At 71.7% G+C, this 15,561-nt stretch carries 15 protein-coding genes and 1 riboswitch; of the genes, 12 read left to right on the top strand and 3 right to left on the bottom strand.

What is annotated here, in order from left to right; translation table 11 throughout:
- The first annotated feature begins 22 nt into the window (after positions 1-22).
- The gene (locus ABH926_RS20410) at positions 23-556 is read left to right on the top strand and encodes a SigE family RNA polymerase sigma factor (protein ID WP_370367268.1); all 534 of its coding nucleotides are present in this window, start codon (positions 23-25) and stop codon (positions 554-556) included.
- Positions 553-1,536 carry a hypothetical protein gene (locus ABH926_RS20405; protein WP_370367267.1) on the top strand — a complete coding sequence of 328 codons (984 nt, stop codon included), beginning with the start codon at positions 553-555 and terminating at the stop codon, positions 1,534-1,536. The genes ABH926_RS20410 and ABH926_RS20405 overlap by 4 nt, the downstream gene beginning before the upstream one ends.
- A 28-nt stretch (positions 1,537-1,564) precedes the next feature.
- On the opposite strand, the gene ABH926_RS20400 is transcribed toward ABH926_RS20405, so the two are convergent.
- Positions 1,565-2,857, bottom strand: coding sequence for a DUF5925 domain-containing protein (locus ABH926_RS20400; protein WP_370367266.1), 1,293 nt, complete (start codon positions 2,855-2,857; stop codon positions 1,565-1,567).
- Between the two features lie 146 nt (positions 2,858-3,003).
- Here ABH926_RS20400 and ABH926_RS20395 point away from each other — a divergent pair, with 146 nt between their 5' ends.
- The 3 genes from ABH926_RS20395 (at position 3,004) to ABH926_RS20385 (ending at position 6,541) form a co-directional block, all read left to right on the top strand.
- Positions 3,004-4,101, top strand: a complete 1,098-nt coding sequence (locus ABH926_RS20395; protein ID WP_370367265.1) for a peptidoglycan-binding protein — start codon at positions 3,004-3,006, stop codon at positions 4,099-4,101.
- A 108-nt stretch (positions 4,102-4,209) separates the two neighbouring features.
- The gene (locus ABH926_RS20390; protein ID WP_370367264.1) at positions 4,210-4,878 is read left to right on the top strand and encodes a hypothetical protein; all 669 of its coding nucleotides are present in this window, start codon (positions 4,210-4,212) and stop codon (positions 4,876-4,878) included.
- Between the two features lie 52 nt (positions 4,879-4,930).
- Positions 4,931-6,541: a Na+/H+ antiporter gene (locus ABH926_RS20385; protein WP_370367263.1), complete on the top strand. Its 1,611-nt coding sequence runs from the start codon at positions 4,931-4,933 to the stop codon at positions 6,539-6,541.
- Between the two features lie 67 nt (positions 6,542-6,608).
- On the opposite strand, the gene ABH926_RS20380 is transcribed toward ABH926_RS20385, so the two are convergent.
- Entirely contained in the window at positions 6,609-8,255 is a 1,647-nt protein-coding gene (locus tag ABH926_RS20380; protein WP_370367262.1) for an NRAMP family divalent metal transporter, read from the bottom strand.
- Positions 8,256-8,614: 359 nt separating this feature from the next.
- Positions 8,615-8,783, bottom strand: a riboswitch (M-box (ykoK) riboswitch).
- A gap of 269 nt (positions 8,784-9,052) precedes the next feature.
- Here ABH926_RS20380 and ABH926_RS20375 point away from each other — a divergent pair.
- Positions 9,053-9,574, top strand: coding sequence for a GNAT family N-acetyltransferase (locus tag ABH926_RS20375; RefSeq protein ID WP_370367261.1), 522 nt, complete (start codon positions 9,053-9,055; stop codon positions 9,572-9,574).
- Positions 9,571-10,338, top strand: a complete 768-nt coding sequence (gene map, locus ABH926_RS20370; RefSeq protein ID WP_370367260.1) for a type I methionyl aminopeptidase — start codon at positions 9,571-9,573, stop codon at positions 10,336-10,338. The genes ABH926_RS20375 and map overlap by 4 nt, the downstream gene beginning before the upstream one ends.
- A gap of 61 nt (positions 10,339-10,399) precedes the next feature.
- Here map and ABH926_RS20365 read toward each other — a convergent pair whose 3' ends face one another.
- Positions 10,400-11,680, bottom strand: coding sequence for an alpha/beta hydrolase family protein (locus ABH926_RS20365; RefSeq protein WP_370367259.1), 1,281 nt, complete (start codon positions 11,678-11,680; stop codon positions 10,400-10,402).
- Positions 11,681-11,834: 154 nt separating this feature from the next.
- Here ABH926_RS20365 and paaA point away from each other — a divergent pair, with 154 nt between their 5' ends.
- Genes paaA through ABH926_RS20340 form a run of 5 tightly spaced genes read left to right on the top strand, consistent with a single transcriptional unit; the run spans position 11,835 to position 15,541 of the window.
- Positions 11,835-12,818, top strand: coding sequence for a 1,2-phenylacetyl-CoA epoxidase subunit PaaA (paaA, locus tag ABH926_RS20360; RefSeq protein ID WP_370367258.1), 984 nt, complete (start codon positions 11,835-11,837; stop codon positions 12,816-12,818).
- Positions 12,815-13,099 (top strand): 1,2-phenylacetyl-CoA epoxidase subunit PaaB, encoded by a 285-nt coding sequence (gene paaB, locus ABH926_RS20355; RefSeq protein ID WP_370340586.1) that lies wholly within the window; start codon positions 12,815-12,817, stop codon positions 13,097-13,099. Before paaA ends, paaB begins: the two co-directional genes overlap by 4 nt.
- Positions 13,096-13,881: a 1,2-phenylacetyl-CoA epoxidase subunit PaaC gene (paaC, locus tag ABH926_RS20350; RefSeq protein ID WP_370367257.1), complete on the top strand. Its 786-nt coding sequence runs from the start codon at positions 13,096-13,098 to the stop codon at positions 13,879-13,881. The genes paaB and paaC overlap by 4 nt, the downstream gene beginning before the upstream one ends.
- Before the next feature lie 48 nt (positions 13,882-13,929).
- Positions 13,930-14,454: a 1,2-phenylacetyl-CoA epoxidase subunit PaaD gene (gene paaD / locus ABH926_RS20345; RefSeq protein ID WP_370367399.1), complete on the top strand. Its 525-nt coding sequence runs from the start codon at positions 13,930-13,932 to the stop codon at positions 14,452-14,454.
- 40 nt (positions 14,455-14,494) lie between these two features.
- Entirely contained in the window at positions 14,495-15,541 is a 1,047-nt protein-coding gene (locus ABH926_RS20340) for a 2Fe-2S iron-sulfur cluster-binding protein (RefSeq protein WP_370367398.1), read from the top strand.
- Positions 15,542-15,561 lie beyond the last annotated feature (20 nt).

Below are 15,561 nucleotides of genomic sequence, written 5' to 3'. Positions count from 1 at the left end.
CTGGCGGCGACGGGGGAACAAGGTGCGAGAACCGGAAGGTTTCAGGGAGTTCCTGGCGGCGCGCCAGGCTCCTCTCCTGCGCGCCGCCTGGGTCCTGACCGGTGACGTGCACCTGGCCGAGGACCTGCTGCAGACCGCGCTGGTGAAGGTGCTGCCGCGCTGGGAGCGGCTGGCCTGCGACGGCGCGCTGGAGCCCTACCTGCGCAGGACGATGATCACCACCGCGACCTCGTGGTGGCGGCGCAAGTGGCACGGCGAGGTGCCCTCGGGGCACGCGCCGGGCTGGGAGCCGCCGCGCGACGGCGCGTGGGGACTCGGGGGATCGGCCTTCGACGCCGTGGACGACCGCTCGGTGCTCGGCGCCGCGCTGCGCGCGCTGCCGCCGCGGCAGCGCGCGGTCGTGCTGCTGCGCTACTACCTCGACATGTCCGAGGCCGAGACGGCGGCGCAGTTGGGATGCAGCACGGGGACCGTGAAGAGCCAGAGCTCGAAGGCGCTCGCCGCCCTGCGCACCCGGCTCACCCGAACCCAGCGAGCCCAGGAGGTCTCGGTATGACGCACGAAGGCGGCTTCGACGAGCGCTTGGACGGCGGCCGCGGTGTCGCGGGCGCAAGAGACGGGCGGGGCGAGATCGAGGACCTCGAGGACCTCGACGACCTCGAGGACTTCGACGGCCTCGACGAACGGGTCCGCGAACTCCTCATGGCGGCCATACCCGACTTCTCCGTCACGCCGGCGCTCGGCGACCGCGCGATGGCCGGCGCCGCACGGCGCCGGGCCGTGGCGAGGGCGCTGGCCGGCGCCGGCGCGGTGGCGGTGATCGCCGTCGCGGCGCTGGCCGTCGTGCCGCTGGCCGGGTGGGGAGGCGGTCACGTATCAGGGGTCGCCGACGCCAGGATCGCTCCGGGTGCCTACGCCGCGTCCACGACCGCGGCCCCTTCGGCCCCCACGGCGACGTCTTCGCCTTCGGCCTCGACGGGGGCGCCCCTCACGCCGCCGCCGACACCGCTGATGCCACCGCCGGCGACACTGTCTCGGTCAGCCACCCCGGTGACGGACCCCAGTTGGTGGAACGCACCGAAGGAGAAGGCTGTCGACCGCGTTCAGAACGCGCTGCAGTCCAGCCACCAGAACTCCTTCATGGGAGTCGGCTTGACCGGCCAGGACTACACCAACGGCGGGTTCGACGCCGCGTCCGTCTATGACGCGAGCCCGATCGTCGTGTACCGCAAGCCCTACACCGACTCGTCGCTGGCGGCTGCCGCGATTAGCGCCGCCGCGCCGTTCAAGGTGGTGTTCCAGGACACGGTTCTGGACGCCTCCGAACAGTGGTTCCTGGGCCACCGGCTGGAGCAGGACACCGACTACTGGAAGAACCAGGGCGTGGTGTTCGCCACCTCGCTCCAGTCGAACGGCACGATCACCATCTTCGCCTCGGATCCGGGCACGGTCGTTCCCCTGCTGGAGCAGCACTACGGCTACAACGGCCAGGTGTTCGTGGGGCGCACGTTCCCCTTCCAGTCAGCCGGGAACTAAGGCCGCCGCCACCCCCCCACAGACCTACCTACAGATACAGCCCCGTCCCGCTGTCGTCGCCCGCCGAGGCGACCGGCTCGTTCCCGTCCCGGGCCGCGATCAGCTCGGCCAGCGTCACCCCGCCGATCGGGCCGCCGGAGCCCGCGGCGCCGCGCCCGAGGCGCGCGGCCGCGACCCGCGACGGGTCGGCGCCCTCGCGGTCCAGCCAGGCCAGGGCCTCGGCGCGGGGGAGCGGGCCGACCTCGATCTGCGCCAGGCAGCGCCCGGGCCTTATGACCGCCGGGTGCAGGCTGGCCAGGTTCTCGTTGGTGGTGATCGCGACCAGGACGTCGCGGCCCTGGCCGAGCAGGCCGTCGGTGAGGTTCAGCAGCCGGGACAGGGCCTGGCCGCTGGTGGCCTTGGCCTCGCCGCGGATCAGCTCGTCGCAGTCCTCCAGCAGCAGCAGGCGCCAGCGGCGGCGGTTCTCCTCGTCGTCGCCGTGGCCGTGGTACTCCACGCCCATCGCGACTTCCATGAGGTAGCCGGGGGAGGAGAACAGGGCGTCGGGGTCCAGGACGTAGTCGACCTGGCACCAGTCGCGCCACTCGCGGGCCAGGGTGCGCAGCGCGGTGGTCTTGCCGGTGCCGGGGGCGCCGTGCAGCAGGATCATGCGGCCGGCGGCCTCGGTGCGGCGGACCGCCATCAGCTTGTCCATGGCGGTTGCGGCCGAGGCCGCGTAGTTGTTGCGGACGGCCTCCCACGGCTCGGCCGTGATGGTGCGGACCGTGCGATACGGGCCGCGCTGCGGGGCCGCGTACCAGAAGCCGACGGAGACCTTCTCCTCCTCCGGCTCCTCCTCGGCGGCCACGCCGTCGGTGGCCTGCTCCAGGATCTTGGCCGCCAGCTCCGGGGTCTCGGCGACCACGGTGACCTCGCCGCCGCCGCTGGACCAGCGCACCGAGCGCGCCGTCCAGCCCGCGCCGGCGGTCAGGCAGGACTCCCGCTTGTCCTCCACGACCGAGCGCAGGACCCGGCCCTCGGCCGGGACCAGGGTCGCGTCCTCGCGCAGCGCGTCCAGGCGGGCGTGCCGGGCGTGCGGCTGCACGCCGGTGGTGAACGGGGTCAGCAGCAGCGCGTCCACCACGTCGTACGGGGTGTCGGAGTCGTCGATGGTGACCCGGAACGGCAGCCGGTCTCCGGGATCGCTCGAGGGGTCGCTCGAGGGGTCGCTTGCGGTGTCGGTCTCGGTGCGCCTGTCGGATGCCGAGGCCGGCGGGTGTCCGTCGGGGTCGGGAGCCGGGCGCGTGGCAGGCCCCTGAGGGCGCTGGCGGGGCAGCGTCATGCCCTCGATGATCCCGCCCGGCGGTGCCCGGCCACAACACGTTTGTCGAGGTTCGTGGCCAGTCGGCGTGCCGCGAGGGTTGTTTTACCCGCGCTTTGCCGGGGCGGGGACCGGTCCCGGTGCGGGCGAAGATACGATGACCGACCATGAGCTCGCCCGACAACAACACACCATGGGGGACGCCCCAGTCACCGTCCGGCGCCGCGCAGCCGCCTTATATGTCGCCGCACCAGTCGTCGTCGCCGCAGGACCCCGGGCAGCCTGCGCCGCCGCCGATGGCCCCGCCCGGCAGCCCGGCCCCGCCGCCGATGATGTCGCCCTACGGGATGCCGCTCAACGGCGGCGGTCCCGAGGGACCCGGCGGTTTCGGTCCCGGCGACCAGGGCCCCGGCGACCTCCGCCGGCGCAGGACCCTCATCGCCTCGGCCCTGGCCGTGGTGGCCGTGGTCGGCATCGGCGGCGCGGTCGCCTTCATGAGCGGCGGATCGCCCCACAAGAAGCCCGACGCCGCCTCGCTGGCCGGCGCCGGCGCCTCCGAGTCCGGCAGCAACGCCGGCAACGGCTCCGGGGTCGTCGCGAACGGCAACGGCAAGCCCGACGGCGATGACATCGCGGCCGGTTCGACCAACGGCGCCCAGGGCGACGCCATGCCGGGCAACCCGGCCTCGACCTCGACCGGCGGCGCCACCACCGGCGGCCAGCAGGGTCAGTCCACGAACGGCGGCGGTTCGACCTCGGCCTCCGGCGGCGGCACCTCCACGCACCCCGGCAGCCCGGCGACCTCGCACTCCGGCGCCCCGGCGCCGTCGAACCCGGCCACCAGCGCGCCCAAGCCGATCACGCCGGTGACCACCGCGCCGCCGCCGCCGAAGACGACCACCACGGCCGCCAAGCCCTCCAGCGACTGCACGTACCTGGACCTGCCGGCCTCGCAGATGCCGGACATCAAGCAGGGCACGACCAACACCAACGCGGTCAAGCAGCTCCAGTGCCTGCTCAAGAAGTCCGAGCTGGGCATCAAGCCGCTGGCGATCGACGGCTCCTGGGGCTCGGACACGCAGTCGGCGCTGACCGCCTTCCAGGGCTGCAACAACTCCCCGACGGTGCACTCGCCCGGCGGCACCCCGCCGTATCCGAAGCTGGCCGTGGACGGCGACGCCGGCCCGCAGACGTGGGCGGACCTGTACTTCTGGGACAACCAGTACTTCAACGGGACCGCGTACTACTGCAACGGCACCCGCTGAGCACTGGGCCTGAGCACTGAGCACTGGGCATTGAGCACTGAGTACCAAGCAGGCGCGGCGCCGGGGGGACGGTGACGGCACCCGCGCCGCGATGGTAGGCATGGCCCTGTGGCCGTGCCTGTTCTGATCTTCGTGGGTTTCCTGGTGGCCCTCGCCGTCGCCGGGATCGTCGCCAACGTCCGGCGCCGGCGGGCGCTGTTCGCGATGGCCGCCGTCAACCGCTGGGACCTGGTCAAGAACGACCGTCAGCTGCCGGAGAGCTTCGGCGGCCCGCCGTTCACCGAGGGGCACGGCCGCGTCGCGCGCATAGTGTTGCGCGGCCACCACAACGGCCGCGCCATCCTCGTGATCGACTACGAGTACAAGACCCCCGGCAGCGACGGCGACGACACGCACCACTACTGGGCCGCCTGCGTCGACGACCTTCCGGCGCCGCTGCCCGCCCTGGAAGTCGTGCCGCGTACGGGGCGGAAGAACCAGATCGGCGGCCCCGGCCTGCTGTCCGGCGCGCCGCAGTTCGTCCGTGGCGATCCGGCCTTCGACCAGCGGTATCTGGTCACCACCGCGAGCCCCGAGTTCGCCGCCGATCTGCTGGACCCCAAGGTGCTGCGGCTGATCGCCTCCTGGCCGGACTTCTGCTGGCGCATCGAGAGAGACAGGCTTCTGACCTGGGGCAAGGGGACCGTTAAGCCGCACTGGGTGCAGACCAGTCTCAATATGCTGGTGACGCTCGCCGAGACGTTCCCGCAGGAGGTGTGGCGCCCGGCGCGGGGGTGATCCGTGCCCGGCCACGCAGTTCGACCCGTCTGTCATGGGATGATCAGGTGTCATGACGGCGCAACACCTTCTGTTCCTTTTGGGCGTCCCGTTCTTTTCCGTCGTGGTGTCCGCGATCGCCCGGCGGTTCGACCTCAACGGCCCGCTGGTGCTGGTGGCTGTCGGGCTGCTCGTTTCCATCGCGCCGTTCATCCCCGACTACACCCTCGAGCCCGAGTTCGTGCTGATGATCCTGCTGCCGCCGCTGCTGTACCAGGCGGCGGTGGAGACCTCGGTGCCCTCGCTGCGCGAGAACTGGTCGGCGGTGCTGATCCTGTCGGTGGCGATGGTGCTGGTCACCACGATCCTGACCGGTTTCGCGATGCATTGGCTGATCCCGGATCTGCCGCTGCCGGTGGCTTTTGTTCTGGGCGCGGTGCTCGGACCGCCGGACACGGTCGCGGCGATCTCCATCGCCAAACGCCTCGGACTGCCGCGCCGGACCGTCGACGTGCTGGTCGGCGAGGGGCTGTTCAACGACGCCACCGCGCTGACCGCGTTCCGGATCGCGCTGGCCGCCGCGGTGGGGGAGACCGTCACCGTCTTCGACGCGATCGGCCGGTTCGTGCTGTCGGCGGCCGGCGGCATCGTGATCGGCGCGGTGGTGGCGATGGTCTGGGACCCGATCCGGTTCCGGATGCGCGATCCGCGCGCCGAGAGCGCCATCTCGCTGATACTGCCGTTCGTCGTCTACATCACCGCCGAGGCGGTGCACGTGTCCGGCGTGATGGGCGTCGTCATCCTCGGGCTCTACCTCGGCCATCGCCGGGTCCGGGCCGGCTACGCCACGCGCATGCTGGACACCGCGCTGTGGGACGTGATCGTGGAGATCCTGGAGTCCACGGTCTTCGCGCTGATCGGCCTGCAGCTGATCCCGATCCTGCGGGACGTCGGCCACTGGAGCGCCGGACAGCTGATCGGCTACGGACTGGCGGCCTTCGCGATCGTCGTGGTGGCGCGGTTCGGCGGGGTCTTCACGTTCGGCTACATCGGCCGTTTCCTGCTGCACCACATGCGCCGCGGCGGAGCGCTCGAGCCACCGCCGGCCCAGACGCAGCGGCCGAGGATCCTGCTCGTGGTCGGCTGGGCCGGGATGCGCGGCGTGGTCTCGCTGGCAGCCGCGGCGGCCATCCCGCTGACCGACAACCACGGCGCACCGCTGCCGGACCGCGAACTCGTCCAGTTCCTGACACTGTTCGTGGTGCTGGCGACCCTCATCGTCCAGGGCCTGACCCTGCCGCCGCTGATCCGCCGGCTCGGCGTCGAGGCGAAGGACGAGGAGCGCGAGGACGCGTTCGCCTACTGCAGCGCGATGGGAACCGCCGCCAACGCGGGCCTGGCGCGCCTGGACGAGTTGGAGGCCACGCTGCCCGATCCGGCCGTGGACCGGATGCGCGGCCAGGCGCAGTGGCGCGGCGAGCGGGCGAAGAAGTACGCGATGCAGGTGGCCTCCGGCAGCCCGAGCGCCGGCGCGGCGGCGGTCGACGACGCGCGGCGCTCGATGCTGGACGCCGAGCGTGCGGCGATCGAGCACCTGCGGGACACGCGGGAGATCAACGACGACGTGTACCGGCGGGTGCTGCACCAGTTGGACCTCGAAGAGGCCTACATGGAGCGGCGGTAGCTCCAGTCTGCTGGAACGACGAAGGGCCGGGCGTTCGCCGCGCGGCCCTTCGTCGCTGATCGTCGTCTCAGTGCCCGAGCATCATCGAGACCAGCTTGACCGCCACCAGCACCGTGGCCACGGCCAGGTAGGTCCGCAGGACGGCCAGCCCGACGCGCGTCCCGGTCGAGAACCGCACCTGCCCGAGTTCCTTCAGCGGCGGCGTCCGCCAGTCGTCGCGCCCAGAGCGGTCGACGGCCTCGGCCGCCCGGCCGGCCCGCAGGGCCTTGACGGCCATCCAGCCGCCGAGGGCCAGCGCGACCAGCAGGCAGCCGGCCAGGATCGCCTCGATCTGCCCGGCGGTGATGTTCTGGTCCAGCACCGAGCCGGTCAGCACCAGCGACAGCGCCACCAGGACCGCGATCACGGCACCGGTGAACACGGTGGTCTTGCGGCTGTTGACCCAGGGCCCGAGGACTTCCTTGTCCACGCACAGCAGCAGCAGGTACACCGAGGCCGAGGGCAGCAGCACGCCGGCCAGGGCCTGCACCCCGACGGTCAGCACGCCCTGCACGTGGTCGCTGGCGACCAGCACGATCACCGCGGCGAAGGCGATGATCCCGGCGTAGACGGCGTAGAAGCCCTTGGCCTGCTTCACCCCGCGGTGCAGGGAGTGGTTGATCTTCAGGCAGTCGCCCATCGCGTAGGCGGTGGACAGCGAGACCGCGAAGGCGCCGATGATCGAGGCGTCCAGCAGGGCCACCGCGAACATGTCGCCCAGCACCCGGCCGCCGTAGACGGTCAGGCCGCGCGCCACGTCGGCGGCGTCGGTGAAGGACCCGGCCAGGTGCGCGGCGGCCACCGCGCCCAGGCCGATCGTCGCCGCCGCGCCGACCACGACCACCACGATGCCGATGCCCAGGTCGGCCTTCTCGTACTTCATGAAGCGCGGGGTGATGCGCTTGTCGATGACGTAGCTCTGCTGGAAGAACAGCTGCCAGGGCGCGACCGTGGTGCCGACGATGCCGATCACGACCAGCATCACGGTGGCCATCTGGCCCGAGCCGCCGGGCAGGACCGGGGTGACGAAGCCGTGCGCCATGGTGCCGGCGCCCGGGTGCGCCATGATCGAGATCGGGATCAGCAGCAGCGACCCCACGCACAGCGTCAGCGCGATCCGCTCGAAGCGCTGGAACGACCCGCTCATCGCGGCCGCCACGATGACCAGCGCGGCCATGATGACCGACGGCACCTTGGGCAGTCCGAGGTAGCCGGTCGCCAGCGTGATGCCGATGAACTCGGTGACGAGTGTCAGGGCATTGAGGATGAAGAGGTCGATGACGCTGAACGCGCCCCAGAACTTCCCGAAGCGCTCGAAGATGAGCCGGGCGTGCCCGACGCCGGTGACGGCACCCAGGCGCAGCACCATCTCCTGGTTCACGTACAGGACCGGGACCAGGAGCAGCAGCGTCCACAGCAGCTTGGTGCCGTAGTCGTGCCCGGCCTGCCCGTAGGTCGCGAAGGCGCCGGCGTCGTTGTCGCCGACCATCACGATCAGCCCCGGGCCGACGATCGCCAGCAGGGTCTTGAGCTTGGCCGACAGACCGGTGCGCGCGTCGTGGTCGCCGAGCTTGATGGTGCCGAACGCGCCTTTGATGTCGCCGACGTGTGCGTCGTCGAGCACCGCGCCGTGGTGGATCTCGCGGACTTCGCTGTTCAGCGTGGCCGTGGTCATGGGAACACCCCCTGCTGCCGAGTAGGAGCGGCTGGTCGGGTGGCACGCGTCTACCCCGCCGGCAGCGGTGGGGCCTGGTCGGGCCCCGGTACGGCCGGGTGGTGGCAGAGGTCTGGTGCGGTTAACGCGCGCCGAGGAAAGGACGGTGGGCTGGGTCGTGCGCGATGAGGGGCCGACTGTGGCCCGACCTACTACCGGATTTCATCGCTACCACCTCCCGGCCCGCCGTGGCGCCGCGGCGCCTGTGTCTGCCCGGATCCGCGCTTCGCGGCGGACCGGTCCTACTCGACACCTCGGGGAGGCTCACCCGGGAGGGTCCGCGTCGGCCGCCATTCCACGGCAACGCCAAGACGAAGTCCCGGCCACCTCTCTCGTCAGAGCTTCGGCACTTCACGGCGTAGCGTCAGCTGCGCAGCCACTTGGGATCACCCCTTAAGCCGAGGAGATCTGTCCTGATCCGGAGGGTCTCTCGACCGATGGGATCAGTGGCCTTTGTCCGTGAAGACGCCTCACCGAACGAGGTGTCCTAACGGAAACAAAGGATCCTCTCGGGACGCGGGGCGTGTCAACTCGCCTCGTCACAGGTGGGTAACGATATGGTAACGGCGGCAACTTAATGGGGGATGCCAGGCGTTTGCGGGTATCAGTGTTTACCTGTTGTGTGCTGGTGCGGTCCGTCCGCGGGGCCGGGGGCTCGGATTTATTACAAACCCCGGGAGCGGCGCCGATGCGGTGCCACAAGACGCCGCACATAGCATGCAAGGGTGTTTAGAGAGCCGATCACTACAGCGCGCCTGGTGCTGAAACCCTTAGCGGAGTCCGACGCCGACGAGATGGCGGGGGTGCTTGCTGCCCCTGAGCTCTATACGTTCATCGGAGGAGAACCGCCGACGGTCGAGGGTCTGCGGGCCCGCTATGCGCGGCTGGCATTAGGGCGTTCGCCAGACGGTTCGCAAGAATGGGTGAACTGGATCGCCCGCCGCGTGGCGGACGACGCCGCGGTCGGCACCGTGCAGGCGACGGTCGTGGACGGCGGCCGACGCGCCGACGTGGCGTGGGTGATCAGCGCGTCGTGGCAGGGCCGCGGATACGCCGTCGAGGCGGCGTCGGCGCTGGTCGGGTGGCTGCGGGAGCGCGGCGTGACGGAGATCCGCGCGAACATCCACCCCGCGCACGCGGCCTCGGCGCGGGTGGCCGAGCGGATCGGCCTGGCGCCGACCGGCGAGCTCGACGACGAGGGCGAGCAGATCTGGCGCGCGCAGGGCACGCCGGGACAGATGCTGGACGAGGAATCGGAACGGACGGAGAAGACCCGGTGATCGAACTGAAGACGCCGCAGGAGATCGACAAGATGGCGGTCACCGGCCGGTTCGTGGGCGAGACCCTGGCCGAGCTCGCGGAGCTGGCCAAGCCCGGCGTGAACCTGATGGACCTGGAGCAGCGCGCCCGGCGGCGGATCAAGGAGCGCGGCGCGGTGTCGTGCTACTGGGACTACGCGCCGTCCTTCGGCCGCGGCCCGTTCCGCAACGTCATCTGCCTGTCCGTGAACGACGCGGTCCTGCACGGCCTGCCGCACAAGTACACGCTGCGCGACGGCGATGTCCTGACCCTGGACTTCGCGGTGTCGATCGACGGCTGGGTCGCCGACGCGGCCCGCACGGTGGTCGTCGGCACCGCGAGCCCGGAGGACGCCCGCCTGGTCGAGTCCACCGGCGTCGCCCTGGAGGCCGCCATCGCCGCCGCGCAGCCGGGCAACAAGCTCGGCGACATCAGCGCGGCCATCCACGCGGTCGCGACCGAGTACGGCTACCCGGTCAACATGCAGTTCGGCGGCCACGGCCTGGGCCACACCATGCACGAGGACCCGCACGTGGCCAACGCCGGCCGTGCCGGCCGCGGCCTGGTGCTGCGCCCGGGGCTGACGCTGGCGTTGGAGCCGTGGTGGTCGGCCACCTCCAGCGAGATCTACACCGACCCCGACGGCTGGACGCTGCGCTTCCAGGACGGCTCGCGCGGCTCCCACTCGGAGCACACGATCGCCGTCACGGAGGAGGGCCCGCGGGTGCTGACGCGGGTGGACTAACCAGCCGCGGCAGCGGGGGTCTCCAGAGCGGCGCCGGTTTGACCGGCGCCGCTCGCGCGAGTCAAGCCAAGAACTCGACCTCGGGGAAGGCCGGCGAAGGCCGGTCGAGCAGGTGCTCGTCGTGCCCCCGGATGAAGCGGTCGAAGTACGCGCGCACGTAGGTCCGCGCGGCCAGCACCGAGCGGGCCGGGTCGATCGTGCCGATCAGCAGCTCCACCTGGCTCGGCGGGAAGCCGACCGCGGCGGCGGCCTCGGGCACCAGGGACTGCAGGTCGGTGTAGGAGTTGTGCGCGGCGTCGGCGAGCCGGAGGAGCTTGTGCCAGCCGCGCAGGTGCGACCACGTCTGCACCCAGCTGGGGTCGTCGGTGAAGTCGTGCAGCTGCGAGCACATGAACAGGAACGGCCGGTCCAGCCCCGCGCCGAGCACCGGGCCGTACAGGGAGCCGTCGAGGTTGATCCCGGCGCGGATCCGGCGGTCGTCGAGCATCGCCCACGCGGTGGTGGCGCCGCCCATGGAGTGCCCGAACATCCCGATCCGGGACAGGTCGAGGACTTCGGCCAGGCCGTGCGGCAGCGGGCGGTGCTCCACGTCCGGGTTGCGGCCGGCGGCGATCGCGCGCAGCTGGTCCAGGACGAATCCGGTGTCGGCGGCGCGCACGGAGACCGCTTCGGTGGCGATCTGCGGGGTCTCGTCCGCCGGGATCGTGCGCGGTTCGACGTGGCCGTCGGGGAACTCCACCTCCGAGCTGTCGTGCGTGTGGTCGATGGTGACGACCACATAGCCGTGGCTGACCAGCTCCTCGGTGAGCGTGGTGCAGGCGTCGCGGTCCCCGCCGGAGCCCGGGGAGAACAGCAGCACCGGACGCGGTCCGCCCCGGAGGTCGGCGCGCGCGCCGTCGTGGCCGTGCGTCCAGGGGACGGCCAGGATGCCTGGCGGGATCGCGCTGTCCTGGAGATACAGGGCCCACGCGTTGGCCGGCAGCCAGGGCATCAGCGCGTGGCCGTCGACGTCGCGGGCCGGGTACCAGATGCCGATCATCAGCTCGCGGAACGGATGCGTGGGCACCCACGGATCGCGGCGCGAACGGTCGATCAGGTGCAGGGAGACGTTCCCGACCCGGTGCGGGCCGGTCGGTGCGGGCAGTGTCAGCTGGACCGGGCCGGAGGACGCCGCGGACGTGGTGGACGTCGCGGCAGCGGTGGCGGCGCGCGCCGGTGCGGCGGTCAGCGTCGGTACGGCGGCGCCGAGTCCGAGCGCGGCCAGGCCGGCCAGGGTGGCGCGCCGTCCTGGAGCGAAGCCGGGTTGCGAGGTGGAGAGCTCGGTGGTGCGGTGTACGGACATGGGTTCTCCCATCCGAATCGCCGATATCACAGAACTCTGATGTACCAGATGGCGGGCTCGGGCGCGGCCGTCGGTCCGTCTCGCCTGTTGACACCGCCCCCACCTCGGCGGGACGATGGAAACCGAACGTTCGGTCGGTTGAGAGGTGGGTGCCGTGACGGCCGAGGCCAGGACGCGGGAAGCGGCGGCAGCCGCCCCGGAGCTGCAGGAGCGCTTCGACGGGCTGATCGCCGCCGATGAGCGGATCGAGCCGCGGGACTGGATGCCCGAGGCGTACCGCAAGACGCTCGTGCGCCAGATCGCGCAGCACGCGCACTCCGAGATCATCGGGATGCAGCCGGAGGGCAACTGGATCACCCGGGCCCCCTCGCTGCGGCGCAAGGCGATCCTGCTGGCGAAGGTGCAGGACGAGGCCGGGCACGGCCTCTACCTCTACGCGGCCGCCGAGACCCTCGGCGTGGACCGCGCCGACCTGCTCGACGCGCTGCACAACGGCCGCCAGAAGTACTCCTCGATCTTCAACTACCCCACCCTGACCTGGGCCGACATCGGCGCCATCGGCTGGCTGGTGGACGGCGCGGCGATCATCAACCAGATCCCGCTCCAGCGCTGCTCCTACGGCCCCTACGCGCGGGCCATGGTGCGCATCTGCAAGGAGGAGTCCTTCCACCAGCGCCAGGGCTTCGAACTCCTGTACGACCTCGCGCACGGCACGCCCGAGCAGCACGCGATGGCCCAGGACGCGCTGGACCGCTGGTGGTGGCCGTCGCTGATGATGTTCGGCCCGCCGGACGCCGAGTCCTCGCACTCCGCGCAGTCCATGGCCTGGCGCATCAAGCGGCACTCCAACGACGAGCTGCGCCAGCGCTTCGTCGACATCAGCGTCCCGCAGGCCGAGGCCCTGGGCCTGACCATCCCGGACCCGGACCTGCGGTGGAACGAGGAGCGCGGGCACCACGACTTCGGCGTGATCGACTGGACGGAGTTCCAGGAGATCCTCGCCGGCAACGGACCGTGCAACCGGCAGCGCGTCGCGACGCGGGTGCAGGCGCACGAGGACGGCGAATGGGTACGGCAGGCGGCGTTGGCATACGCGGCCAAGCACAGTGACGGCGAGAGGGATGTGGCGGCGGCATGAGTAGCGGTCTGCCTCTGTGGGAGGTCTTCATCCGCGGGCGGCGTGGGCTGTCGCATCAGCACGTCGGGAGCGTGCACGCCTCGGACGCGGAGATGGCGCTGCGCAATGCGCGGGATCTCTATACGCGGCGCGGCGAAGGCGTCTCCATCTGGGTCGTCCCGGCCGCCGCGGTCTCCGCGTCCTCCCCGGATGAGAAGGAGCCGTTCTTCGACCCGGCCGCGGACAAGGTGTACCGGCATCCGACGTTCTACCGGATCCCGGAAGGTGTGAAGAACCTGTGACCGCCACTACGGGATCCACTACTGCGGAATCCACTCCGCTGGTCGCGCAGTACGCGCTCCAGTTGGGCGACGACGCGCTGATCCTGTCGCACCGGCTGTCGGAGTGGTGCTCGCACTCGCCGGAGCTGGAGGAGGACGTCGCGCTGGCGAACCTCGCCCTGGACCTGCTGGGCCAGGCGCGAACGCTGCTGACGTACGCCGGTTCGCTGGAGGGTGCCGGACGCTCCGAGGACGACCTGGCGTTCCTGCGCACGGAGCGGGAGTTCCGCAACGTGCTGCTGGTGGAGCAGCCCAACGGGGACTTCGCAGTGACGATCGCACGGCAGCTGTACTTCGCGACGTACCAGAGCGAGCTGTACACGGCGCTGTGCGACTCCACGGACCCGGAGCTGGCCGCGCTCGCCGCGAAGGCGGTGAAGGAGGTCGCGTACCACCGGGACCACGCGGTGCAGTGGACGCTGCGCCTCGGGGACGGCACCGAGGAGAGCCACCGCCGCATGCAGGCGGCGCTGGAGCTGCTGTGGCCGTACACGGCGGAGCTGTTCGCGCCGGACCCGGTGGTGGCGGCCCTGGCGGAGAGCGGTGTCGCGGTGGACCCGCGGACGCTGCGGCCCGCCTGGGAGGCGGCGGTGGCCGGCGTGGTCGAGGCCGCGACGCTGGCGATGCCGGCCGACGGCTGGCAGCCGCGCGGCGGGCGCGAGGGGCGGCACAGCGAGGGGTTCGGGTTGCTGCTGGGAGAGATGCAGGCGCTGCACCGGCAGTATCCCGGGGCGAGCTGGTAGCAGCACAGAGCAGCAGACGGCGACAGGAGCGAGGCGGAGGTGGTGACGATGGCGGTCGAGGAGCACGTGGCGCTCGACCTGGCGGAGCTGGAAGCCGCCGCGTCCGCGGTCCCGGACCCGGAGCTGCCGGTGGTGACCCTCGGCGACCTGGGCATCGTCCGGGGCGTGGCGCTGGCCGACGACGGTGCCGTCGAAGTCAGCCTCACCCCGACCTTCGTCGGCTGTCCCGCGACCGAGGCCATCGCCGCGGACGTGCGCGCGGCCGTCGGGGCCCGCGTGCCGGATGCCGAAGTGCGTACCCGCACGGTCATGTCGCCCCCCTGGACCACCGACTGGATCAGCGCGGACGGCCGCCGCAAGCTCGCCGAGCACGGCATCGCCCCGCCGACCGGTCAGGCCCGGCACACCGGTCCGGTCGCGGTGACCATCGGCCGGGCGCCCGCGGTGCGGAGCTGCCCCCGCTGCGGCAGCACCGAGACGCGCGAGCTCAGCGCGTTCGGCAGCACGCCGTGTCAGTCCCTGCGCGCCTGCCGGGCGTGCGGGGAGCCCTTCGGGGCGATGAAGTCCCTTTGATCGAGTCCCTTCTCGAGTCCCTTGTGAGAGTGCTGTGACCATGCTTCCTGTCGTCGGGTTGGACCGGCTCACTGATGACGCCGTGCGTGTCGTGTTCGGCGTGCCGTCCGGGGAGCGGGAGGCGTACCGCTTCGCGCCGGGGCAGCATGTGACGGTGCGGCTGGAGCTCGACGGGGTCGAGGCCCGGCGGGCCTATTCGCTGTGCGCCGCGCCGTACGGCGAGGGCGAGGCGCGGCTGAGCATCGCGGTCAAGGAGCTCGGGCCGGGCGGGTTCGGGGAGGTCGCGGCGCGCAAGCTGGGCGTCGGGGACCTCGTCGACGTGCTGGTGCCGGCCGGGCGGTTCGTCCTGCAGGAGGGGCCCGAGCACGTCGGCATCGTCGCCGGGAGCGGGGTGACGCCGGTCCTGGCCATGGCCGAGGTCGCGTTGGCCCGCGGGGATCGCTTCACGCTGATCTACGGCAATCGGACCGCCGCCTCCGTCATGTTCCTGGAAGAGCTGGCCGACCTCAAGGACCGCTACGCCGAACGGCTGATGGTGCTGCACGTGCTCTCGCGCGAGCCGCGCGAGGCGCCGCTGCTGACCGGGCGGATCGACGCCGAGCGGCTGCCGGAGCTGCTCGCCGCCGCGGCGCCGGGGCCGGACGCGCACTACTACCTCTGCGGGCCGATGGCGATGGTCGACACCGCGAAGCAGGTGCTGGCCGAGCGCGGCGTGGGCCGCGGGCACGTGCACTTCGAGCTCTTCCACGCCGAGGACGCGCCGCCGCCGGCCGCCTACGCCGAGACCGCCAAGGTGCTGGCCGAGGGCGATGTCGAGGTCACCGTCACCCTGGGCGGGCGCCGGACCGAGCTGGCCATGTCCAAGGACGACGACTCGGTCCTGGCCGCCGTCCTCAAGGCCCGTCCCGACACCCCCTACTCCTGCACCGGCGGCGTGTGCGGCACGTGCCGCGCGAAGATCGTCCAGGGCGAGGTCGCGATGGCCCACGACTACGCCCTGGAGCCGGAGGAGAAGGCCGAGGGCTTCGTCCTGGCCTGCCAGTCCCGCCCCCTCACCCCGGCCGTGGAGCTGGACTTCGACGCCTGAGCGGGCGCCGCCTGAGCGGG

The sequence above is a fragment of the Catenulispora sp. GP43 genome, assembly GCF_041260665.1.
Taxonomy (GTDB): domain Bacteria; phylum Actinomycetota; class Actinomycetes; order Streptomycetales; family Catenulisporaceae; genus Catenulispora.
Note: the sequence above shows the minus strand (reverse complement) of the source record. Positions and strands in the feature narration are given on the sequence as shown.